At 52.7% G+C, this 21748-nt stretch carries 18 protein-coding genes; 17 read left to right on the forward strand and 1 reads right to left on the reverse strand.

The features are described 5' to 3' along the window. Positions 1–306: 306 nt before the first annotated feature. The 4 genes from H0247_RS04870 (at position 307) to cra (ending at position 5974) form a co-directional block, all read left to right on the forward strand. Positions 307–2112 carry a long-chain fatty acid--CoA ligase gene (locus tag H0247_RS04870; RefSeq protein WP_180741523.1) on the forward strand — a complete coding sequence of 602 codons (1806 nt, stop codon included), beginning with the start codon at positions 307–309 and terminating at the stop codon, positions 2110–2112. 377 nt (positions 2113–2489) lie between these two features. After that, positions 2490–4208, forward strand: coding sequence for an acetolactate synthase 3 large subunit (ilvI, locus tag H0247_RS04875; RefSeq protein ID WP_180741524.1), 1719 nt, complete (start codon positions 2490–2492; stop codon positions 4206–4208). A gap of 2 nt (positions 4209–4210) precedes the next feature. Then, positions 4211–4702, forward strand: a complete 492-nt coding sequence (gene ilvN, locus H0247_RS04880) for an acetolactate synthase small subunit (RefSeq protein WP_010681718.1) — start codon at positions 4211–4213, stop codon at positions 4700–4702. A 267-nt stretch (positions 4703–4969) separates the two neighbouring features. Beyond that, complete coding sequence (gene cra / locus H0247_RS04885) at positions 4970–5974, forward strand: catabolite repressor/activator (RefSeq protein WP_180741525.1); 1005 nt, start codon at positions 4970–4972, stop codon at positions 5972–5974. A 96-nt stretch (positions 5975–6070) separates the two neighbouring features. Here cra and H0247_RS04890 read toward each other — a convergent pair whose 3' ends face one another. Further along, positions 6071–6508, reverse strand: a complete 438-nt coding sequence (locus H0247_RS04890) for an L-alanine exporter AlaE (protein WP_180741526.1) — start codon at positions 6506–6508, stop codon at positions 6071–6073. Positions 6509–7388: 880 nt separating this feature from the next. On the opposite strand from H0247_RS04890, the gene mraZ reads away from it, so the two are divergent. From mraZ to ftsQ, 13 genes are all read left to right on the forward strand, one after another. After that, positions 7389–7847 carry a division/cell wall cluster transcriptional repressor MraZ gene (mraZ, locus tag H0247_RS04895; RefSeq protein WP_180741527.1) on the forward strand — a complete coding sequence of 153 codons (459 nt, stop codon included), beginning with the start codon at positions 7389–7391 and terminating at the stop codon, positions 7845–7847. A gap of 2 nt (positions 7848–7849) precedes the next feature. Next, entirely contained in the window at positions 7850–8794 is a 945-nt protein-coding gene (rsmH, locus tag H0247_RS04900) for a 16S rRNA (cytosine(1402)-N(4))-methyltransferase RsmH (protein WP_180741528.1), read from the forward strand. Then, positions 8791–9111, forward strand: a complete 321-nt coding sequence (gene ftsL, locus H0247_RS04905) for a cell division protein FtsL (RefSeq protein ID WP_180741529.1) — start codon at positions 8791–8793, stop codon at positions 9109–9111. Before rsmH ends, ftsL begins: the two co-directional genes overlap by 4 nt. A gap of 23 nt (positions 9112–9134) precedes the next feature. Continuing rightward, on the forward strand, positions 9135–10898 hold the full coding sequence (locus H0247_RS04910) for a peptidoglycan glycosyltransferase FtsI (RefSeq protein WP_180741530.1): 1764 nt from the start codon (positions 9135–9137) through the stop codon (positions 10896–10898). Continuing rightward, positions 10885–12372 carry a UDP-N-acetylmuramoyl-L-alanyl-D-glutamate--2,6-diaminopimelate ligase gene (gene murE, locus H0247_RS04915; RefSeq protein ID WP_180741531.1) on the forward strand — a complete coding sequence of 496 codons (1488 nt, stop codon included), beginning with the start codon at positions 10885–10887 and terminating at the stop codon, positions 12370–12372. The genes H0247_RS04910 and murE overlap by 14 nt, the downstream gene beginning before the upstream one ends. Then, complete coding sequence (gene murF, locus H0247_RS04920; RefSeq protein ID WP_180741532.1) at positions 12369–13748, forward strand: UDP-N-acetylmuramoyl-tripeptide--D-alanyl-D-alanine ligase; 1380 nt, start codon at positions 12369–12371, stop codon at positions 13746–13748. The genes murE and murF overlap by 4 nt, the downstream gene beginning before the upstream one ends. After that, positions 13742–14824 carry a phospho-N-acetylmuramoyl-pentapeptide-transferase gene (gene mraY / locus H0247_RS04925; protein ID WP_180741533.1) on the forward strand — a complete coding sequence of 361 codons (1083 nt, stop codon included), beginning with the start codon at positions 13742–13744 and terminating at the stop codon, positions 14822–14824. Before murF ends, mraY begins: the two co-directional genes overlap by 7 nt. Positions 14825–14827: 3 nt before the next feature. Then, positions 14828–16144 carry a UDP-N-acetylmuramoyl-L-alanine--D-glutamate ligase gene (murD, locus tag H0247_RS04930; RefSeq protein ID WP_180741534.1) on the forward strand — a complete coding sequence of 439 codons (1317 nt, stop codon included), beginning with the start codon at positions 14828–14830 and terminating at the stop codon, positions 16142–16144. Continuing rightward, the gene (gene ftsW, locus H0247_RS04935) at positions 16144–17346 is read left to right on the forward strand and encodes a cell division protein FtsW (protein WP_180741535.1); all 1203 of its coding nucleotides are present in this window, start codon (positions 16144–16146) and stop codon (positions 17344–17346) included. The genes murD and ftsW overlap by 1 nt, the downstream gene beginning before the upstream one ends. Next, positions 17343–18434: an undecaprenyldiphospho-muramoylpentapeptide beta-N-acetylglucosaminyltransferase gene (gene murG, locus H0247_RS04940; RefSeq protein ID WP_180741536.1), complete on the forward strand. Its 1092-nt coding sequence runs from the start codon at positions 17343–17345 to the stop codon at positions 18432–18434. The genes ftsW and murG overlap by 4 nt, the downstream gene beginning before the upstream one ends. A gap of 62 nt (positions 18435–18496) precedes the next feature. Next, positions 18497–19957, forward strand: a complete 1461-nt coding sequence (gene murC, locus H0247_RS04945; protein WP_180741537.1) for a UDP-N-acetylmuramate--L-alanine ligase — start codon at positions 18497–18499, stop codon at positions 19955–19957. Positions 19958–19965: 8 nt separating this feature from the next. Next, the gene (locus tag H0247_RS04950; RefSeq protein WP_180741538.1) at positions 19966–20886 is read left to right on the forward strand and encodes a D-alanine--D-alanine ligase; all 921 of its coding nucleotides are present in this window, start codon (positions 19966–19968) and stop codon (positions 20884–20886) included. 1 nt (position 20887) lies between these two features. After that, positions 20888–21712: a cell division protein FtsQ gene (gene ftsQ / locus H0247_RS04955; protein ID WP_180741539.1), complete on the forward strand. Its 825-nt coding sequence runs from the start codon at positions 20888–20890 to the stop codon at positions 21710–21712. Positions 21713–21748: the final 36 nt, after the last annotated feature.

Raw genomic sequence — 21748 nt, forward strand, 5'->3', positions numbered from 1 at the left:
CTGAACTCTGCCCACAAACCTACCGCGCAAGAAGGATGCGTTTAGTAGTAGGCCTAGTAGGACAGTAAAGTTGAACATGGTGTCTCGTCATCTAAAATTCAGTGTTCCTTTATTGGTACGCGATTATTGGGGCTATGTCAACTTTTGATTGGTGTGACATGCATCAAGTAAACCATCGATAGCCTGCGTTGAATGAACGAAAGATCGTTGCGGTTTTGAACAATGGCGGTAGACTGCACGCCAAATAATGTACAGCTGTACGCTGAAACGCTGTCGAATTCATTTCCCTTATAAATTCTCTTACAGATGACTAATCATTTACAGCCATATCATGTGGTGCACCGGGTTCAAGATCGGATCAATCACTGCGCGGGTCGTATTGCGCTGCGCGAGTGGACGCCTGCAGGCGAAAAACAGCTTACCTGGACACAGGCCGGACAGCGCATCCAGCGCATTGCCAGCGCGCTTTTAGCGCTGGGGGTAGATGTTCAGGAGCGGGTGGCGATTTTCTCTCATAACTCAATGAACTGGTCGCTGGCCGATCTGGCGCTGCTGCACCTGCGTGCGATCAGCGTGCCGATCTATGCCACGAATACGGCGGCACAGGCGGCATTCATCATCAACGATGCGGATATCCGCACGATATTTGTCGGTGGCCAGGAGCAGTTGGATGCGCTACTGGTGCTGCGGGACACGTGCCCGCAACTGCGAAACATTATCGTGATGGATGATGGCGTTAACCTGCGCGGTAGCGACATCGCACAATCTCTGCATGAATTTGAAGCGCAGGCCGTAGAAGATTTCTGGCGTGATGAATGGCAAACGCGTATCGACAGCCGCGATCTCAACGATCTGTTTACGCTGATCTATACCTCTGGCACTACCGGTGAGCCGAAAGGTGTCATGCTGGATTACACCAACATGGCGATGCAGCTTAAGCTGCATGACGATCGTCTGGATATGTCAGAAAATGACGTATCGCTCTGTTTCTTACCGCTTTCCCACGTATTTGAGCGCGCCTGGAGCTTTGTCATTATGCACCGCGGCGCGCAGAACGTGTATCTCAGCAACACGAATTTGGTGCGTGAGGCAATGCAGACGGTGAAGCCTACCGTGATGTGCGCTGTACCGCGTTTTTACGAGAAAGTTTACAGTGCAATTCATGAAAAAGTGGCGCAGGCGCCGTGGTATCGCCAGCGGCTCTTCAACTGGGCTGTTACGCAGGGGAAACACGTGTTTCTGGCGAGTCAGACGGCGAAAAAAACAGGGCTTTTCCGTCGCGTTATGCATCGCTATGCCGATCGTCTGGTGTTAGGGAAACTTCGCCAGCTTCTGGGAGGCGAGATTCGTTTTATGCCAGCGGCAGGCGCGCGGCTGGATGACAACATCATTCTGTTTTTCCGCGCGATCGGGATTCGCATTATTTACGGTTACGGCATGACCGAAACTTGTGCGACGGTCTCCTGCTGGGAAGAGAGCCGTTTCCGCTTAGGCTCTATTGGTACGCCGCTGCCGGGCATTGAAGTCCGCATTGGCGAGGAAAAAGAGATTCAGGTGCGCGGGGCGACCATCATGCGGGGTTATTTCCATCGTCCGCAGGAAACCGCAGACACTTTTACCGAAGATGGCTGGCTGAAAACCGGCGATGCAGGGGAGCTGGATGCAAACGGTAACCTGTTTATTACCGAACGGTTGAAAGATCTGATGAAAACCTCCGGCGGTAAATATATTGCACCGCAGCATCTGGAAGGGACGCTGGGACAGGATCGCTTCATCGAACAGGTTGCGATTATCGCGGATACACGTAAGTACGTGTCTGCGCTGATTGTTCCCTGTTTCGAGGCGCTCGAAGAATACGCTCACTCCATCAATCTGAAGTACCACGATCGTCTGGAGCTGCTGCGCCACAGCCATATTATTGAGTTGTTCGAACAGCGCTTGCGGGAGATGCAGAAGGAGCTTTCCCGCGTTGAACAAGTGAAGAAATTCACGCTGTTGCCTGTGCCGTTTTCGATGGCAGAAGGGGAATTGACGCCAACGCTCAAGCTGCGCAGAAAGATCATCAACCAGCGTTACCAACTGGAAATTGATGCGATGTACGCCGAGTCTTGATGCTATCGTAGGCCGAGAAGCGCGTTTCCTGAAAAGAAATGTGATTTTCGGCCTCAATATTTCACTCTGTAATTTGTGTCCTTTATGGACGATCTCTCAGGTCTGAAGGTTCCCAATTAGTATTTTATCTCAGTTCCTTTTTCCCTCACGTTCGATTGCCCCTAGGCCTGATTAAGAACGGTGGTTTTTTGCCGTTTGTCTGCGTCATAATCTGGCGTTATGTTAATGGGTTATCAGTAATCCCTATAAAATTTCGTATTCTTGTACTAAAAGTTAACAGTATTAACACTTAACTTGATTAACTTAAGGTGAGCGCGGGGATTTCCCCCGGTCAATACAGAAGCGGATTCCGCTTTCTGAACAAAAGAGGCAGACCCATGGAGATGTTGTCAGGCGCCGAAATGGTGGTCCGATCGTTGATCGATCAGGGCGTAAAACATGTGTTCGGCTATCCGGGCGGTGCGGTGCTGGATATTTATGATGCCCTGCATACGGTTGGGGGAATCGAGCATATTTTGGTGCGGCATGAGCAAGGTGCGGTACATATGGCCGATGGCTACGCGCGTGCGACGGGTGAGGTCGGCGTCGTGCTGGTCACGTCCGGGCCCGGAGCGACCAACGCGATTACTGGTATCGCCACGGCGTATATGGACTCCATTCCTATGGTGGTGTTGTCCGGTCAGGTTGCGACTTCGTTGATTGGCTATGATTCCTTTCAGGAATGCGACACGGTCGGCATTTCCCGTCCTATCGTGAAGCACAGTTTTCTGGTCAAGAAAGCGGAAGATGTCCCGACGATTCTGAAAAAAGCGTTTTATCTGGCATCGACTGGACGCCCAGGGCCGGTGGTGGTCGATCTGCCGAAAGACGTCATGAATCCGGCGAATAAACTGCCGTACGTTTACCCTGAAAGCGTTAGCATGCGTTCCTATAATCCGACGGTTCAGGGCCACAAAGGTCAGATTCGTCGCGCGCTGCAAACCCTGCTGGCGGCAAAAAAACCGATTATCTACAGCGGCGGTGGCGTAATTAATGCGGAATGTCACGAAGAGCTGCTGACGCTGGCGGAAAAACTGAACCTGCCAGTGACCACCTCTCTGATGGGGCTGGGCGGTTTTCCCGGCACGCACCGTCAGTGCCTCGGTATGCTGGGGATGCACGGGACGTATGAAGCCAATACAGCGATGCATAACGCCGATGTGATTTTCGCCGTAGGGGTACGTTTTGACGACCGAACGACAAACAATCTGGCGAAGTATTGCCCGAATGCGACGGTACTGCACATTGATGTCGATCCCGCGTCGATTTCCAAAACGGTAAATGCCGATATCCCTATCGTTGGTGATGCTAAACAGGTGTTAACCCTGATGCTGGAATTGCTGGCACAGGATGGCGCACCGCAGCAGTTTGATGCGCTGCGCGACTGGTGGCAGGCGATCGAACAGTGGCGTGGGCGTCACTGCCTGAAATACAGCACCGAAGGCGAGAAAATCAAACCGCAGGCGGTGATTGAAACGCTGCATCGTCTGACTGAAGGCAAAGCCTATGTGGCATCAGACGTTGGTCAGCACCAAATGTTCGCCGCGCTGTATTATCCGTTCGATTTACCGCGTCGCTGGGTGAACTCCGGTGGATTGGGCACGATGGGCTTTGGCCTGCCTGCGGCATTGGGCATCAAACTTGCGCTGCCGGAAGAAACGGTGATTTGCGTAACGGGCGACGGCAGTATTCAGATGAATATTCAGGAACTTTCTACGGCGCTGCAATATGATCTGCCTGTGGTGGTCATTAACCTGAACAACCGTTTCCTCGGCATGGTGAAGCAGTGGCAGGATATGATCTATTCTGGCCGCCATTCCAGTTCTTATATGGAATCGCTACCGGATTTCGTCAAGCTGGCTGAAGCGTACGGTCACGTCGGGATTTCTATCGATACGCCGGACGAACTGGAAAGTAAGCTGTTGCAAGCGCTGGCGCAGAAAGATCGTCTGGTGTTTGTTGATATCAACATCGACAGCAGCGAGCATGTTTACCCCATGCAGATTCGCGGCGGGGCGATGGACGAAATGTGGTTGAGCAAAACGGAGAGGACCTGATCATGCGGCGGATTTTATCAGTATTACTTGAGAATGAATCGGGCGCCTTGTCACGTGTCGTCGGTCTGTTTTCACAGCGCGGCTACAACATCGAAAGTCTGACGGTAGCCCCAACCGAAGATCCTACGCTGTCTCGTATGACGATTCAGACGGTAGGCGATGAGAAAGTGCTGGAGCAGATCGAAAAGCAACTGCACAAGCTGGTGGATGTTCTGCGCGTCAGCGAGCTGGGGCAGGGCGCGCACGTTGAACGTGAGATCATGCTGGTGAAGCTACAGGCTACAGGCTATGGCCGTGAAGAAGTGAAACGCTGCGCCGATATTTTCCGCGGCCAGATCGTGGATGTCACCGCTTCGCTTTATACCGTACAGCTTGCCGGCACCAGCGATAAACTGGATGCGTTCCTGAGTGCTGTACGTGAAGTCTCCGAAATTGTTGAAGTGGCGCGCTCTGGTATCGTCGGCGTATCGCGCGGCGATAAAATTATGCGTTAATTGACTTTTCGCTGCTTTTTCTTTTAAGAGGCCCGATAATAGTATCGGGCCTTTTTATTTCCCTTATCTTATATAGACACAATATATTCAGCTTAAAAGACATCCATTATTGATATGGCGGCTTGAAATATGTCGGTAACGTGATAAAAGCAGTTGCCGTACAAAAGCTTCTGCTGTTAGATCTACGCCATATCCATGATGATTTTATGGTCATCACACTATTTATTGAGCCGGCATACTTATTTTCCGGCCTACTAAGGGGTTACCGTGAAACTGGATGAAATCGCGCGTCTTGCGGGTGTTTCACGCACGACAGCCAGCTATGTTATTAACGGGAAAGCAAAACAATATCGCGTGAGCGATAAGACCGTTGAGAAAGTCATGGCTGTCGTCAGGGAGCACAATTATCATCCCAACGCCGTCGCGGCTGGATTGCGTGCCGGGCGTACGCGTTCAATTGGTTTGGTTATTCCCGATTTGGAAAATACCAGCTATACACGTATCGCTAATTATCTGGAGCGCCAGGCCAGACAGCGCGGATATCAGCTATTAATTGCGTGTTCAGAAGATCAACCGGACAACGAGATGCGCTGTATTGAGCATCTGTTACAGCGCCAGGTTGACGCTATTATTGTTTCGACCGCATTACCGCCGGAGCACCCGTTTTATCAACGTTGGATAAACGGCAACCTGCCGATTATTGCGTTAGACAGGGCGTTAGATCGTGAGCACTTCACCAGCGTGGTGGGGGCCGATCTTGAAGATGCCGAAATGCTGGCGCAGGAATTACGGAAAGTGCCTGCGAAATCGGTACTGTATCTTGGTGCCTTGCCTGAGCTTTCCGTCAGCTTCTTGCGCGAGCAAGGGTTCCGTCAGGCGTGGGCGGACGATCCGCGTGAAGTGAATTATCTTTACTCGAATAGCTATGAACGCGTAGCCGCCGCCGCCGCATTTATGGATTATCTGAAAAATAATCCTATGCCTGAAGCGCTGTTCACGACGTCATTTCCGCTATTGCAGGGGGTAATGGACGTTAACCTGAAGATTAACGGACGTTTGCCGAATAATCTGGCTATTGCGACCTTTGGGGATAATGAACTGTTGGATTATCTGGAATGCCCGGTATTGTCTGTCGCTCAGCGCCATCGTGAAGTTGCGGAACGCGTACTGGAACTGGTGCTGGCCAGTCTGGATGAACCGAAAAGGCCGAAGCCAGGTTTGAATCGTATCAGGCGTAACCTGTACCGTCGTGGCTCACTGAGCCGCGTGTAATCCCTCAGCCTTTCTGCGCCATAGATGACTATGGCGCTTCTCTTTGATTACTTTCTACTGCTCAGTCTCAATTCACGACCCACGCTTACTTTGCTTTTATGGCAATGCCACGCGGAATAGCCGACGACAATATTCCAGGAAATAACCGTATATCACGCCTGTCACCATCGATATCACTAGATTACTGGTAACAGCGGTCAGGATTTGTGCGGGACTCGCCCCGATAGACCACAGAATGATGGCGTAAACAGGGGATTGGAAACTGACATAGGCAAACAGATCGGCAATGCTGCGTACCAGAAAATGCTCACCACCGTGACGTCTGGCGATATTCAACACGTGATCGCGATACAGCCCGTACGGCCAAGCAATAGCAATATTAACGGGGATAGACAGTAAACGTGAAGACAGCGATTGCTCGAAGCTCATACCGGAAAGCATGATTTCTATCGCCATCCCAGTAATGAAACAATAGACAACGAGCGCAAAGGTATCTGCGGTGACGCTTCGCAATCGTGACGTCGGGGAAAACATACCGTGTTGCTCCATTCTTAGGTCGGATAAACTGGCGTAATAGTATTGTGTGGTTTTTTGTCATGTCTTATTTTATTTGTGTAGTTTACATCACTGACTTATTGGCTTTGTACTAGGTAAAGATATTTATTTGTGAGCGTTTTTTATACTTTTCCGCTACTTTATATCTATCCGATAAATTTCTCGTTTTTTTATCGCGGAAAGAGATCTAAAGTTTTTTAAAAACAATATCTTATATTTTTTAGGACAAGGCGTTTCCGCGAGGGGGTAATGGTATTAAAGGAAGTGAGTAAATGACCGATAAAAAGGGCTGCTTGTGACGCCCACTCATGCTTCTCTTGGGGGAATAAGTGATACATGCTGTGTGACCCCACTTTTTGAGCCTGCATGACTGTTCAGGGAATCGCTAGTTGCGGGTTTGGCGGAGCATTAAGTCAGGTAAATCGGCTGATTCATTAAGAATCGATGAGGCTGATGTTAGAAATGTAACATTGAGCAACTGTCAGCTGCGCGGTATGATTCTGCGCGCGCTGCAGCCCTTGGTATTCAAGGTATTCTGGGTGGGTAAGACAATTCTTAAAACGGTTGTTTTTGGTATCAGCGTATGACAGTAAAAATAATCGAGATGCCGTAGTGAATAGCGATATGTTTGTAATGTTCCCATTCTGTTATAAATTTTTCTCAAATTATCATGACGTTAATTTTCGTTAATTTTGACTCCTTATTCCTTTTACCTCTATGCCGGCTCCAATTCATTCAGGAATAATCCCAAAGCGCGCCAGCTCTGGCTTGACAAGGTTTTCATACCCTCCGTACACTCTTAAAGGTGGGAATTTGTGGGGTAAAGTGGTGAAAAAGGTGATGAAGGGGTAACTCAGGTATGTTTCGTGGGGCTACGCTGGTTAACCTCGACAGTAAAGGGCGCCTTGCTGTGCCTACCCGATATCGGGAAATGCTGAACGGGGAATCGCAAGGTCAAATGGTTTGCACCATTGATCTGCATCAGCCATGCCTGCTGCTTTATCCCTTACCTGAATGGGAAATTATTGAACAAAAGCTGTCTCGCTTATCGAGCATGAACTCAGCTGAACGCCGCGTTCAGCGCTTGTTATTAGGGCATGCCAGCGAGTGCCAAATGGATAATGCAGGGCGTTTGTTGATTGCGAATACGTTAAGGCAGCATGCGGACCTTAAAAAAGAAGTGATGCTAGTTGGGCAGTTCAATAAGTTTGAACTGTGGGATGAACAGACTTGGTATCAACAGGTCAGGGATGATATTGACGCTGAACAATCGACTCAGGAACCCTTATCTGATCGGTTGCAGGACCTATCGCTATAGCCATGCTGGAAAATTATAAACATACCACCGTCCTGTTGGATGAAGCCGTAAATGGCCTGAACATTCGCAGTGGCGGCATATACATCGACGGCACATTTGGCCGTGGTGGTCACTCTCGTCTGATTCTCTCCCAACTGGGGCCGGAAGGACGCCTGTTAGCTATCGATCGCGATCCTCAGGCAATTGAAGCTGCTAAAGCGATTGACGATCCTCGTTTCTCTATTATTCACGGGCCGTTTTCCGCCATCGCGGAGTATGTTGCGGAACGTGGTCTGACCGGGCAGATCGACGGTGTTCTACTCGATCTTGGCGTGTCTTCCCCACAGCTTGATGACCCTGAACGTGGATTCTCATTTATGCGCGATGGCCCGTTGGATATGCGTATGGATCCGACGCGCGGCTTGTCCGCTGCCGAATGGCTAATGAAAGCGGAAGCTGACGACATTGTCTGGGTCTTGAAAACGTTCGGCGAAGAGCGTTTTGCTAAACGCATTGCCCGCGCGATTGTCGAGCGTAATCGCACTGAGCCGATGACGCGGACAAAAGAGCTGGCTGAATTGATTGCGGCTGCCAGCCCAGTGAGAGAAAAACATAAGCACCCAGCGACGCGGAGTTTTCAGGCGATCCGCATTTACATCAACAGCGAGCTGGAAGAGATCGAGCGTGCGTTAGAAGGCGCATTAAGTGTACTTGCCCCGCAGGGACGTTTGTCGGTTATCAGCTTCCACTCGTTAGAAGATCGAATCGTGAAACGATTTATTCGCCATCAAAGCCGTGGGCCACAGGTGCCTGCTGGCTTGCCGTTAACAGAAGAGCAGTTGCGTAGTCAGGGCGGGCAGACGTTAAAGGCCGTAGGAAAGAAACTGATGCCTTCAGAAGCAGAAATTGCAGAAAACCCGCGCGCGCGCAGTTCCGTGCTGCGATTTGCTGAAAGATTACCTGCATGATCGGTAACGAGCGGCACACTCTGGTTGGCGTCATCGGTGAGGATCTGCTGCGTAATGCCAAGCTCCCCATGTTGCTGATGATTGCCGTACTGGTTTCTGCTGTTTTTGTGGTGACAACGGCGCACAAGACGCGCTTGTTGACAGCGGAACGCGAGCAGCTTCTGCTGGAGCGTGATGCGTTGGATATCGAATGGCGAAATCTGATCCTGGAAGAGAACTCACTGGGGGATCATAGCCGCGTTGAGCGGATCGCGACGGAAAAGCTGCAAATGGGGCATGTCGATCCGTCACAGGAAAATATTGTGGTTAAGCAATGAACTCAATAGGCAACTAGTCAAGCATGAAAGCAGCCCGTACAGGAACGTTAAAGCGCCAGGAAGATCAAGCCAGCTTTGTTAGCTGGCGTTTTGCGTTGCTTTGCGGTTGTATCCTGCTTGCGATGTTTGGCTTGATGGCGCGCGCAGCTTACCTTCAGGTGATCAACCCAGACAAACTGGTGCGTGAAGGGGATATGCGTTCCCTGCGCGTACAGGAAGTGCCAACAGCACGCGGTATGATCAGCGATCGTGCAGGTCGTCCTTTAGCTGTCAGCGTACCGGTGAATGCGGTTTGGGCGGATCCAAAAGAAGTGAACGATCGTGGTGGTATTACGTTGGATACGCGCTGGAAAGCCCTGTCTGACGCTCTTGATATCCCGCTCGATCAATTGGCTACGAAGATCAACGCTAACCCGAAAGGGCGCTTCGTTTACCTCGCGCGTCAGGTGAATCCTGCCATTGGCGAATACGTCCATAAACTGAAACTGCCCGGTATTAATCTGCGACAGGAATCTCGCCGGTATTACCCTTCCGGGCAAGTGACCTCTCACCTCATCGGCTTCACTAATATCGATGGACAAGGCATTGAAGGGGTAGAGAAAAGCTTTGATCGCTGGCTGACTGGGCAACCCGGTGAACGCACCGTGCGTAAAGACCGGTTTGGTCGCGTGATTGAAGATATATCCTCTGTCGATAGTCAGGCGGCGCATAATCTGGCGCTGAGTATTGATGAACGTTTGCAGGCGTTGGTTTACCGCGAACTTAACAACGCGGTTGCCTTTAACAAAGCCGAGTCAGGTACGGCCGTGCTGGTTGATGTGAATACCGGTGAAGTGCTGGCGATGGCGAATAGCCCGTCTTATAACCCGAACAATCTGGCGGATACGCCGAAAGAAATTATGCGTAACCGCGCTATCACCGATATCTTCGAACCAGGTTCTACGGTGAAACCGATGGTGGTAATGACGGCGTTGCAGCGCGGTGTCGTCAAAGAAAATAGCGTGCTCAATACGCTGCCTTACTACGTCAACGGTCATGAAATCAAAGACGTGGCGCGCTACAGCGAATTGACGCTGACGGGCGTGCTACAGAAATCGAGTAACGTCGGTGTTTCCAGACTGGCGTTAGCGATGCCCTCCTCTGCGCTGGTAGATACTTACTCGCGCTTTGGATTAGGAAAAGCGACCAATTTGGGGTTGGTCGGAGAAAGCAGTGGCTTATACCCTCAAAAACAACGGTGGTCTGACATAGAGAGGGCCACCTTTTCTTTCGGATACGGGCTGATGGTAACACCGTTACAGTTAGCGCGAGTCTACGCCACGATCGGCAGTTTCGGTATTTATCGTCCGCTGTCGATTACGAAAGTTGATCCACCGGTTCCTGGCGAGCGTGTTTTCCCTGAAGCGCTGGTACGTTCCGTGGTGCACATGATGGAAAGCGTTGCACTGCCCGGCGGCGGCGGTACCAAAGCCGCCATCAAAGGCTACCGTATTGCGATTAAAACCGGTACGGCTAAAAAGGTCGGTCCGGATGGCAAATACATCAACAAATATATTGCCTATACGGCTGGCGTAGCGCCAGCCAGTAACCCACGTTTTGCTCTGGTTGTCGTGATCAACGATCCGCAGGCAGGGAAGTATTACGGCGGTGCAGTTTCTGCACCAATCTTTGGCGCCATCATGGGTGGCGTTCTGCGAACGATGAATATCGAACCGGATGCGTTGCCGTCGGGCGACAAAAACGAGTTTGTAATTAATAGAGAAGAGGGATCAGGTGGCAGATCGTAATTTGCGCGATTTACTTGCGCCGTGGGTGCAAGACACTCCGGCGCGCGCGCTGCGGGAAATGACATTAGACAGCCGCGTTGCGGCTGCCGGGGATCTGTTTGTCGCGATTGTCGGGCATAAAACAGATGGACGGCGCTATATTCCGCAGGCAATTGCGCAAGGCGTAGCAGCGATCGTGGCCGAAGCAGAAGGTGAAGCTGCCGATGGCACTGTTCGCGAAATGCACGGCGTGCCAGTGGTCTATCTCAGTAATCTGAACCAGCGGCTTTCTGCGCTGGCAGGCCGTTTTTATCAGCAACCCGCGGAAAAGTTACAGCTGATTGGTGTAACAGGAACCAACGGAAAAACGACGACGACTCAGCTTCTGGCGCAGTGGAGTCAGGCACTAGGCGAAACAAGTGCCGTGATGGGCACTGTCGGCAATGGCCTACTGGGTCGTGCGATTCCAACAGAGAATACGACGGGATCCGCCGTTGATGTTCAGCAGGTGTTGAGCCAGTTGGTCGAGCAAGGTGCGACATTCGCCGCAATGGAAGTCTCTTCCCACGGGTTGGTGCAGCATCGTGTCGCGGCATTACCATTCACGGCAGCGGTGTTCACTAACCTGAGCCGCGATCATCTTGATTACCACGGCGATATGGAAAGCTATGAAGCGGCCAAATGGGCGCTGTTCGCTGAGCATCGTGTTGGGCAGATGATTATCAATGCCGATGATGAGGTCGGGCTTCGCTGGTTGGCGAAGCTGCCGGATGCGGTAGCTGTAACCATGGGAAATAATTTGGTTCCTGGTTGCCGTGGGCGCTGGCTGAAAGCGACACAGGTTGATTATCACGACAACGGGGCCACGATTGCATTTGATTCAAGCTGGGGGCACGGCGAAATAGAAAGTCGCCTGATGGGCGCGTTTAACGTCAGCAATATGCTGTTGGCGCTGGCAACGCTGCTGTCTCTTGGTTATCCGCTCGACAAGTTAGTCATTACGGGCTCTCAACTGCAACCCGTGTGTGGCCGCATGGAAGTTTTCCATGCTGAAGGAAAACCCACGGTCGTTGTGGATTATGCCCACACGCCGGATGCGCTGGAAAAAGCGCTCGACGCTGCACGTTTGCACTGTCTAGGGAAACTCTGGTGTGTGTTTGGTTGCGGCGGCGATCGTGATAAAGGTAAGCGCCCACTTATGGGCGGCATCGCAGAACAACTGGCCGATCGTGTTGTGGTGACTGATGATAACCCACGCAGTGAAGAACCTCAGGCCATTGTTGCTGATATTCTCTCCGGGCTGCTGGATGCTGGGCGGGTTCAGGTGATTCACGGGCGTGCTGAAGCGGTTACTAGCGCGATCATGCAGGCGCAGGAAAATGACGTCGTGCTGGTTGCAGGCAAAGGACACGAAGATTACCAATTGGTTGGCAATCAACGTCTTGATTACTCCGATCGTATCACTGTTGCCCGTCTGCTGGGGGTGATTGCATGATTCGCGTCTCCTTGCAGCAACTTACCACGGTGCTGAATGCGCAACTGATTGGCGAAAGCATAGATATTGGTAAAAACATAGATATTGAAGATGTTTCAACCGATACGCGTAAGCTGGCGCTGGGCTGCCTGTTTGTCGCGCTGAAAGGCGAGAGATTCGATGCGCATGATTATGCTGCTGATGCGGTAAAAGGCGGCGCGGCGGCTCTCTTAGTCAGTAAGCACTTACCTATTGATGTGCCACAACTGTTGGTAAGCGATACGCGTTTGGCTTTGGGGCAATTGGGCGCCTGGGTTCGCCAGCAGTCAAGGGCGCGCGTAGTCGCACTGACCGGCTCTTCCGGCAAAACGTCGGTTAAAGAGATGACCGCGGCGATTCTGCGCCAGTGCGGTTCCGTGCTGTATACCGCCGGTAATTTTAACAACGATATCGGTGTGCCGCTTACGCTGTTGCGTCTGACGGTGGAACACCAGTTCGCAGTGATTGAGCTGGGGGCAAATCACATTGGTGAGATTGCCTATACCACCGATCTGGTGCGGCCGGAAAGCGCGCTGGTCAACAATCTGGCTGCTGCGCATCTGGAAGGTTTTGGTTCATTGGCTGGTGTAGCGCAGGCGAAAGGTGAAATTTTTGCCGGTTTGCCGGCAGATGGCGTGGCGATCGTGAATGCAGACAGCAATGATCTCCCGCATTGGCAGGTCATGCTGAATCATAAAACTGTTTGGCGCTTCTCGCCGCAGGCTGCTTGCGATATCGATTTTTTTGCCAGCGACGTAGAGGTGTTAGCGCAGGGTACCCGTTTCACTCTGCACACGCCATTTGGTGAAACGCAGGTTCTGCTGCCTTTACCGGGTCGACATAACATTTCTAACTCACTGGCGGCGGCTTCGCTGGCAATGTCCGTTGGGGCGACGCTGGAAGCCGTTAAAACCGGGTTATCTCAGCTTCAGGCGGTGCCGGGGCGACTGTTCCCGATAGCTTTGTCTGAGGGCAAGTTGTTGCTGGATGACAGCTACAACGCCAATGTGGGTTCCATGACGGCGGCAGCACAGGTACTGGCGGAAATGCCCGGTTATCGCGTGATGGTCGTGGGTGACATGGGCGAGCTGGGGGATGAAGCCCCTGAGTGCCATCGTCAGGTTGGCGAAGCGGCGCGGGTTGCGGGTATTGATCGCGTATTGAGTGTGGGAACACTGAGTGAATTGATCGGCACTGCCAGCGGCAAGGGTGAGCATTTTCAGGATAAAACCGCGCTGGTTTCACGTTTGAAGGTGCTGATGTCAGAACATAACGTCATCAGCGTATTGGTCAAAGGCTCACGCAGTGCTGCGATGGAGCAGGTTGTACATGCATTACAGGAGAATGCGCAATGTTAGTATGGCTGGCCGAACATTTGGCCAAACTTTATACCGGCTTTAACGTCTTTTCTTATTTGACGTTCCGCGCCATTGTCAGCCTGCTGACCGCATTGGTTATTTCCTTATGGATGGGGCCGCACATGATCGCCTGGCTGCAGCGTTTGCAGATTGGTCAGGTGGTGCGTAACGAAGGGCCTGAATCACATTTCAGTAAGCGCGGAACCCCGACAATGGGGGGCGTGATGATCCTGGTGGCGATTATCCTTTCCGTTTTGATGTGGGCAAATCTGTCTAACCCGTATGTTTGGTGCGTACTGCTGGTGCTAGCAGGCTACGGTGCGGTCGGCTTTGTTGATGATTATCGCAAAGTCGTCCGTAAGGATACCAAAGGGCTGATTGCCCGCTGGAAATATTTCTGGCAGTCGGTGATTGCACTCGTGGTGGCGTTCTCCATGTATTCCATCGGTAAAGATACGCCGGCTACGCAGCTTGTTGTGCCGTTCTTCAAAGATGTGATGCCACAACTGGGCTTGCTCTATGTGGCGTTGGCCTACTTTGTGATTGTCGGTACCAGTAATGCCGTAAACCTGACCGACGGTCTGGACGGGTTGGCGATCATGCCGACCGTGTTTGTGGCCGCTGGTTTTGCGCTGGTCGCATGGGCAACAGGGAACATGAATTTTGCCGGCTACCTACATATCCCATATATCCGCCATGCCAGTGAGCTGGTGATTGTTTGTACTGCGATTGTGGGTGCGGGGCTTGGGTTTCTGTGGTTTAACACCTATCCGGCACAGGTCTTCATGGGGGACGTGGGGTCGCTTGCGCTGGGTGGCGCGTTGGGCACTATCGCGGTTCTCCTGCGTCAGGAATTTTTGTTGGTGATTATGGGCGGCGTCTTCGTGGTCGAAACGCTGTCGGTGATTCTGCAAGTTGGGTCCTTTAAGTTGCGTGGGCAGCGGATTTTCCGCATGGCGCCGATTCATCATCATTATGAACTTAAGGGCTGGCCGGAACCGCGCGTGATTGTGCGCTTCTGGATTATTTCGTTGATGCTGGTGCTGATTGGCCTGGCAACGTTGAAGGTACGATAAGATATGGTGGACTATCAGGGTAAAAAAGTCGTCATTATCGGGTTGGGCCTGACAGGGCTCTCCTGTGTTGATTTCTTTCTCGCACGCGGTGTGGTACCACGCGTGGTGGATACCCGTATCAGTCCGCCGGGTCTGGATAAACTCCCTGAGCAGGTAGAGCGACACCTTGGCAGTCTGAATGAAGACTGGCTGATGAACGCGGATTTGATCGTCGCTAGCCCCGGTGTGGCGTTGGCGACGCCGGTTCTGTGCGATGCTGCCGACGCTGGCATTGAAATCGTTGGCGATATTGAACTGTTCTGCCGTGAAGCACAGGCTCCGATTGTGGCGATTACCGGTTCTAACGGTAAAAGCACGGTGACGACGCTGGTCGGTGAAATGGCGCGTGCTGCAGGCTGGCAGGTAGGTGTTGGCGGTAATATCGGTCTCCCCGCGTTGCAACTGCTTGAACAGCCCGCTCAGCTTTATGTGTTGGAACTGTCGAGTTTCCAACTCGAAACGACGAGCAGCCTGCACGCGGCTGCGGCAACCATTCTGAACGTGACGGAAGATCACACCAACCGTTATCCGTTTGGTCTACAGCAGTATCGGGCAGCGAAATTACGTATTTATGAACACGCAGATTTGTGTGTTGTGAATGCTGATGATGCGTTGACCATGCCGGTTCGCGGCGCGGATGCACGCTGCCGCAGTTTTGGCGTTGATGTCGGCGATTACCATCTTAACCGCCAGCAGGGAGAAACCTGGCTGCGGGTTGACGGCGAACGTGTGCTCAATACCCGTGAAATCAAGCTGGTGGGGCAGCACAATTATACGAATGCATTGGCAGCGCTGGCGCTGGCTGATGCAGTGAAGATTCCACGTGCATCAGCGCTGACGGCGTTGACGTCATTTACCGGATTGCCTCATCGCTTTCAAATGGCTTTCGAACGCAATGGCGTGCGGTGGATCAATGATTCTAAAGCCACCAATGTGGGCAGCACCGAGGCCGCATTGAGCGGGTTGACCGTCGAAGGCACACTGCACCTGCTGTTAGGTGGTGACGGTAAATCTGCCGATTTCTCGCCGCTGGTGCCGTATTTGCAGGGAGAGCACATTCATTTGTACTGCTTCGGTCAGGATGGGCAACAGTTGGCTGCGCTGCGCCCAGAAATTGCCGAGCAGACAGAAACGATGGAACAGGCGATGCGTGTCATCGCCGAACGTGTTAAGCCAGGCGATATGGTGTTGCTGTCGCCTGCCTGCGCAAGTCTGGATCAATTCCGCAGTTTTGAACAGCGAGGCGATGAATTCGCTCGTCTGGCGGAGGCGTTAGGCTGATGCGGTTCTTCGGGCTGGCGTTTATCGAACGCATCAAGAGCTGGGTTATGGGAACGCGCGAAAGCGATACGCTGAGCGTGGTTCTCTACGACAGGACGCTGGTGTGGTTGACGCTTGGGCTGGCCGTGATCGGTTTTGTGATGGTGACGTCGGCTTCTATGCCAGTAGGGCAACGTCTTGCCAGCGATCCGTTCCTGTTTGCGAAACGTGATGCGCTTTATCTCGGGTTGGCATTTGGTTTGTCGTTAGTCACGTTGCGTATTCCGATGGAGATATGGCAGCGCTACAGCCCCGTGCTGTTATTGCTCGCGATGGTCATGCTGTTGGTGGTGCTGGTGGTGGGAAGTTCGGTCAACGGCGCATCCCGCTGGATTTCGCTGGGGCCGTTGCGTATTCAGCCTGCGGAGTTATCCAAGCTGGCGCTGTTCTGCTACCTGTCCAGCTACATGGTGCGCAAAGTTGAGGAAGTGAGAAATAACTTCTGGGGCTTTTGCAAACCGATGGGTGTGATGGTGGTGTTGGCGGTGCTGCTGCTGGCGCAGCCTGACCTCGGTACCGTGGTTGTACTGTTTATTACGACACTGGCGATGCTGTTTCTGGCCGGTGCCAAGATGTGGCAGTTTTTGGCGATTATCGGCTGTGGTGTGTTTGCCGTGGGCCTGTTGATTATCGCTGAGCCTTACCGTATGCGACGTGTGACGTCTTTCTGGAATCCGTGGGACGATCCATTCGGCAGCGGTTACCAGTTGACGCAATCCCTGATGGCATTTGGGCGCGGCGAATTCTGGGGACAAGGGCTGGGGAATTCAGTACAGAAACTGGAATATTTGCCGGAGGCGCATACCGATTTCATTTTCTCTATTTTAGGTGAGGAACTCGGCTATATCGGTGTGGTTTTGGCGTTGTTAATGATATTCTTCGTCGCTTTTCGCGCGATGTCTATTGGGAAGCGGGCGCTGGAGATCGATCAGCGTTTTTCAGGCTTTCTGGCGTGTTCTATCGGTATCTGGTTCAGTTTTCAGACGCTGGTAAACGTAGGCGCTGCGGCGGGGATGCTACCGACGAAAGGGCTGACGTTGCCGCTGATCAGTTACGGTGGTTCCAGTTTGCTGATTATGTCGACGGCGATTGTTTTGCTGTTACGCATTGATTTTGAAACGCGCCTGACTAAAGCGCAGGCGTTTACGAGAGGTGCCCGATGAGTGGCGAAGGCAAGCGTTTGATGGTGATGGCTGGCGGGACGGGAGGGCATGTTTTCCCCGGGCTTGCGGTTGCGCACCACCTGATGGCGCAGGGCTGGCAGGTTCGCTGGTTAGGTACGGCGGATCGCATGGAAGCCGATTTGGTGCCTAAGCATGGCATCGAAATTGATTTTATCCGCATTTCTGGATTGCGTGGTAAAGGCATTCGGGCGCAGTTAAGCGCACCGATTCGTATTTTTCAGGCGGTACGCCAGGCGCGGGCGATTATGCGCCGCTATCAGCCTGATGTGGTGCTGGGGATGGGGGGGTACGTTTCCGGCCCCGGCGGTTTGGCCGCCTGGCTGTGCGGCATTCCGGTCGTACTGCATGAGCAGAATGGGATCGCAGGGTTGACCAACCGCTGGTTATCCCACATCGCCAAAACAGTATTGCAGGCGTTTCCAGGCGCGTTTCCCAAAGCGGATGTTGTGGGTAACCCAGTCAGAACTGATGTCCTGGCGTTGGCTGCACCAGAAACACGACTAGCCGATCGCTCAGGCCCTGTGAGAGTGCTGGTTGTCGGTGGTAGTCAGGGTGCAAGAGTGCTGAATCAAACGCTACCTGGCGTGGCGGCACAGCTGGGCGAACGTGTGACGATTTGGCATCAGGTCGGTAAAGGCGCGTTATCAACCGTTCAACAGGCTTATCAGGATGTTGGACAGACGCAGCACAAAATTACCGAGTTTATTGATGATATGGCGGAAGCTTACGCTTGGGCGGATGTTGTGGTGTGCCGTTCCGGCGCATTAACCGTCAGCGAAATTGCGGCGGCTGGACTGCCAGCACTGTTTGTACCGTTCCAGCATAAAGATCGGCAGCAGTATTGGAATGCGTTGCCGTTGGAAAAAGCGGGCGCAGCAAAAATTATTGAGCAACCACAGTTTAATGTGGCTGCTGTCAGCGAGGTGCTGTCCGGTTGGGATCGTGCAACCTTGCTGACAATGGCGCAGAAAGCCCGCGCAGTGGCGATTCCTGATGCAACCGAGCGGGTTGCTGCGGAAGTCAGTGCAGCGGCAGGCAGTCGGGCCACACCTGTGGCTCACGGTTAATTAATACAGTGTGGTCGGGCAGAAGGCTGTGCGACCGCGCAACAAGGTAGCGATAGAATAAAGTGAATACTCAACAACTGGCGAAACTACGTTCAATCGTGCCCGAGATGCATCGCGTCCGGCACATACACTTTGTCGGCATCGGCGGTGCTGGCATGGGTGGTATCGCCGAAGTGTTGGCCAACGAAGGTTATGAAATTAGCGGCTCCGATCTGGCACCGAATGCGGTGACGCAGCAGTTAACCGAACTCGGCGCGCAGATTTATTTCCACCACCGTGCGGAGAACGTTCTGAACGCTAGTGTGGTGGTGGTATCGAGTGCGATTACTGCGGATAACCCTGAAATTGTTGCCGCGCATGACGCACGTATACCGGTGATTCGTCGTGCTGAGATGTTGGCGGAACTGATGCGTTTTCGTCACGGTATCGCGATTGCGGGGACACACGGTAAGACGACGACGACGGCGATGGTCACCAGTATTTACGCGGAAGCGGGACTGGATCCGACGTTTGTGAACGGTGGATTGGTGAAGGCGGCGGGAACGCATGCGCGTTTGGGTTCAAGCCGTTACCTGATTGCGGAAGCGGATGAAAGTGATGCGTCTTTCCTGCATTTGCAACCGATGGTGGCGATTGTGACCAATATTGAAGCCGACCATATGGACACGTATCAGGGTGATTTTGAAAACCTGAAGCAGACGTTCATCAATTTTCTGCACAACCTGCCGTTTTATGGGCAAGCGGTGATGTGTATTGATGATGCGGTAATCCGTGAGTTGCTGCCGCGCGTGGGTCGCCATATCACCACGTATGGTTTTAGCGATGATGCCGATGTACGGGTTTCAGGCTATCGCCAGGTGGGCGCGCAGGGGCATTTTACGCTGGAGCGGAAAGATAAACCGCTGCTAACCGTTACGCTGAATGCACCGGGGCGTCACAATGCGCTTAACGCAGCGGCGGCGGTTGCCGTGGCGACCGACGAAGGCATTGATGATGAGGCGATTCTGCGTGCGCTTGAGCGTTTCCAGGGCACGGGGCGCCGCTTCGATTTCCTCGGCGAATATCCGCTTGAGCTGGTGAATGGACAAAGCGGTACGGCAATGTTGGTGGATGATTACGGCCACCATCCGACGGAAGTCGATGCCACAATTAAAGCTGCCCGCGCAGGGTGGCCGGATAAACGGCTGGTCATGATTTTTCAGCCGCATCGCTATACGCGAACCCGCGATTTGTATGACGATTTCGCGCATGTGTTATCACAGGTTGACGTGCTGCTGATGCTGGATGTGTATTCCGCAGGAGAATCGCCGATTCCGGGGGCGGACAGTCGTTCGCTATGCCGTACGATTCGCGGAAGAGGTAAGATTGATCCGATTCTGGTGACGGATGTGGATACTTTACCGGAACTGTTGTCACAGGCGCTGCGAGGTGAAGACCTGATTTTGGTTCAGGGAGCCGGCAACATCGGTAAACTGGCGCGTAAACTGGCTGATTCCAGATTACAGCCGCAGATGAGTGAATGAGGAACATCATGACTGAGAAAGTTGCTGTATTGCTTGGTGGAACCTCTGCCGAACGTGAAGTGTCGTTACTTTCCGGTCAGGCAGTGCTGGCTGGTCTGAAAGACGCGGGCATCAATGCACATGCGGTTGATACCCGTGACGTCTCTGTGACGACGCTGAAGGAAGAAGGCTTTACCAAAATTTTCATCGCCTTACATGGTCGTGGTGGCGAAGACGGTACATTGCAGGGTGTTCTGGAATTCCTAGGGCTGCCTTATACCGGTAGCGGCGTTATGGCATCTGCGCTGACGATGGATAAACTCCGCACTAAACAGGTGTGGCAAGCGGTGGGATTACCAGTATCGCCTTACGTGGCGCTGGATCGCCGTCAATATTCAGAGATGGCGGCAAACGTATTGTTGGCGAAGTTCACACCTCTCGGGCTGCCGCTCATCGTCAAGCCAAGCCGCGAAGGCTCCAGCGTCGGTATGAGCAAAGTGAATACGCTGAGCGAACTGCCTGCGGCACTGGAAGAAGCCTTCCGTCACGATGACGATGTTCTGGTCGAAAAATGGCTGAGTGGCCCAGAGTATACGGTTGCTATTCTGGGCGATGAGGTGTTGCCTTCTATCCGTATTCAGCCTGCGGGTACGTTTTACGATTATGAAGCGAAGTATTTATCGGATGATACGCAGTATTTCTGCCCGAGTGGTTTGCCGGACGAGCAAGAACAGGCGTTAGCTGGATTGGCAATGGCGGCTTATCGTGCGGTGGGTTGCCGCGGGTGGGGACGCGTTGATTTTATGCTGGATAGCGATGGTGCCTTCTATCTGCTTGAAGTGAATACGTCTCCGGGGATGACGAGCCACAGTCTGGTTCCGATGGCAGCGCGTCAGCGTGGCCTGACTTTCTCGCAGTTGGTCGTGAAAATTTTGGCGCTCGCTCGCTGATATGTCGCAGGCAGCGCTGAATACTCGCGGACGAGAGCCTGAAACGAAAGGAACACGTCGCAGTAATGGTGGCCAATTGGCAGGGATGATTTTCCTGCTGATGGTGGTAGGGACTATCGTCTGGGGAAGCTGGATGGTGGTTGGGTGGATGAAGGATGCCAGCCGTTTACCGCTTTCCCGCATGACTGTAACTGGGGAAAGACAGTACACCACCAATGACGATATCCGTCAGGCCATTTTGTCGTTGGGGGCGCCGGGTACGTTCATGACACAGGATGTAAATGTGCTCCAGCAGCAGATTGAACGTTTGTCGTGGATAAAACAGGCCAGTGTGCGTAAGCAGTGGCCGGACGAATTAAAGATTCATCTGGTTGAATATGTTCCGGTAGCACGTTGGAATGATCAGCTAATGGTTGATGCGGAAGGAAATTCGTTCAGTGTACCTGCCGAACGTATTGGCAATCGCAAGATGCCGTTGCTGTATGGCCCGGAAGGCAGCGAGACAGAAGTGTTGGAAGGCTATCGCACAATGAGTCAGACGTTAGCCGCTGGGAAATTTACGTTAAAGACGGTAGCGATGAGTGCGCGGCATTCGTGGCAACTGGGATTAGACGATGATACTCGCCTTGAATTGGGGCGGGATGATAGGGCCAAACGTCTGCAACGCTTTATCGAGCTGTATCCGCTGTTACAGCGGCAGGCTCAGAGCGAAAACAAACGTATCAGCCATGTGGACTTGCGGTACGACAGCGGGGCTGCAATTGGTTGGGCTCCAGCCTTGCTTGATCAGCAAAATGTTGATCGGCAACGAGTTGGTCAGCAATAAGACATTGATCAGCAACAGAACAGTAACCAGAAACAG

It is taken from the genome of Pectobacterium sp. CFBP8739, from assembly GCF_013449375.1.
Lineage (GTDB): Bacteria > Pseudomonadota > Gammaproteobacteria > Enterobacterales > Enterobacteriaceae > Pectobacterium.

What these genes read in the sequence shown, in the direction of transcription:
- H0247_RS04870 (WP_180741523.1), top strand. Translation starts at nt 307, where the DNA reads ATGACTAATCATTTACAGCCATATCATGTGGTGCACCGGGTTCAAGAT.
- ilvI (WP_180741524.1), top strand. Translation starts at nt 2,490, where the DNA reads ATGGAGATGTTGTCAGGCGCCGAAATGGTGGTCCGATCGTTGATCGAT.
- ilvN (WP_010681718.1), top strand. Translation starts at nt 4,211, where the DNA reads ATGCGGCGGATTTTATCAGTATTACTTGAGAATGAATCGGGCGCCTTG.
- H0247_RS04890 (WP_180741526.1), bottom strand. Translation starts at nt 6,508, where the DNA reads ATGTTTTCCCCGACGTCACGATTGCGAAGCGTCACCGCAGATACCTTT.
- mraZ (WP_180741527.1), top strand. Translation starts at nt 7,389, where the DNA reads ATGTTTCGTGGGGCTACGCTGGTTAACCTCGACAGTAAAGGGCGCCTT.
- rsmH (WP_180741528.1), top strand. Translation starts at nt 7,850, where the DNA reads ATGCTGGAAAATTATAAACATACCACCGTCCTGTTGGATGAAGCCGTA.
- ftsL (WP_180741529.1), top strand. Translation starts at nt 8,791, where the DNA reads ATGATCGGTAACGAGCGGCACACTCTGGTTGGCGTCATCGGTGAGGAT.
- H0247_RS04910 (WP_180741530.1), top strand. Translation starts at nt 9,135, where the DNA reads ATGAAAGCAGCCCGTACAGGAACGTTAAAGCGCCAGGAAGATCAAGCC.
- murF (WP_180741532.1), top strand. Translation starts at nt 12,369, where the DNA reads ATGATTCGCGTCTCCTTGCAGCAACTTACCACGGTGCTGAATGCGCAA.
- mraY (WP_180741533.1), top strand. Translation starts at nt 13,742, where the DNA reads ATGTTAGTATGGCTGGCCGAACATTTGGCCAAACTTTATACCGGCTTT.
- murD (WP_180741534.1), top strand. Translation starts at nt 14,828, where the DNA reads ATGGTGGACTATCAGGGTAAAAAAGTCGTCATTATCGGGTTGGGCCTG.
- ftsW (WP_180741535.1), top strand. Translation starts at nt 16,144, where the DNA reads ATGCGGTTCTTCGGGCTGGCGTTTATCGAACGCATCAAGAGCTGGGTT.
- murG (WP_180741536.1), top strand. Translation starts at nt 17,343, where the DNA reads ATGAGTGGCGAAGGCAAGCGTTTGATGGTGATGGCTGGCGGGACGGGA.
- H0247_RS04950 (WP_180741538.1), top strand. Translation starts at nt 19,966, where the DNA reads ATGACTGAGAAAGTTGCTGTATTGCTTGGTGGAACCTCTGCCGAACGT.
- ftsQ (WP_180741539.1), top strand. Translation starts at nt 20,888, where the DNA reads ATGTCGCAGGCAGCGCTGAATACTCGCGGACGAGAGCCTGAAACGAAA.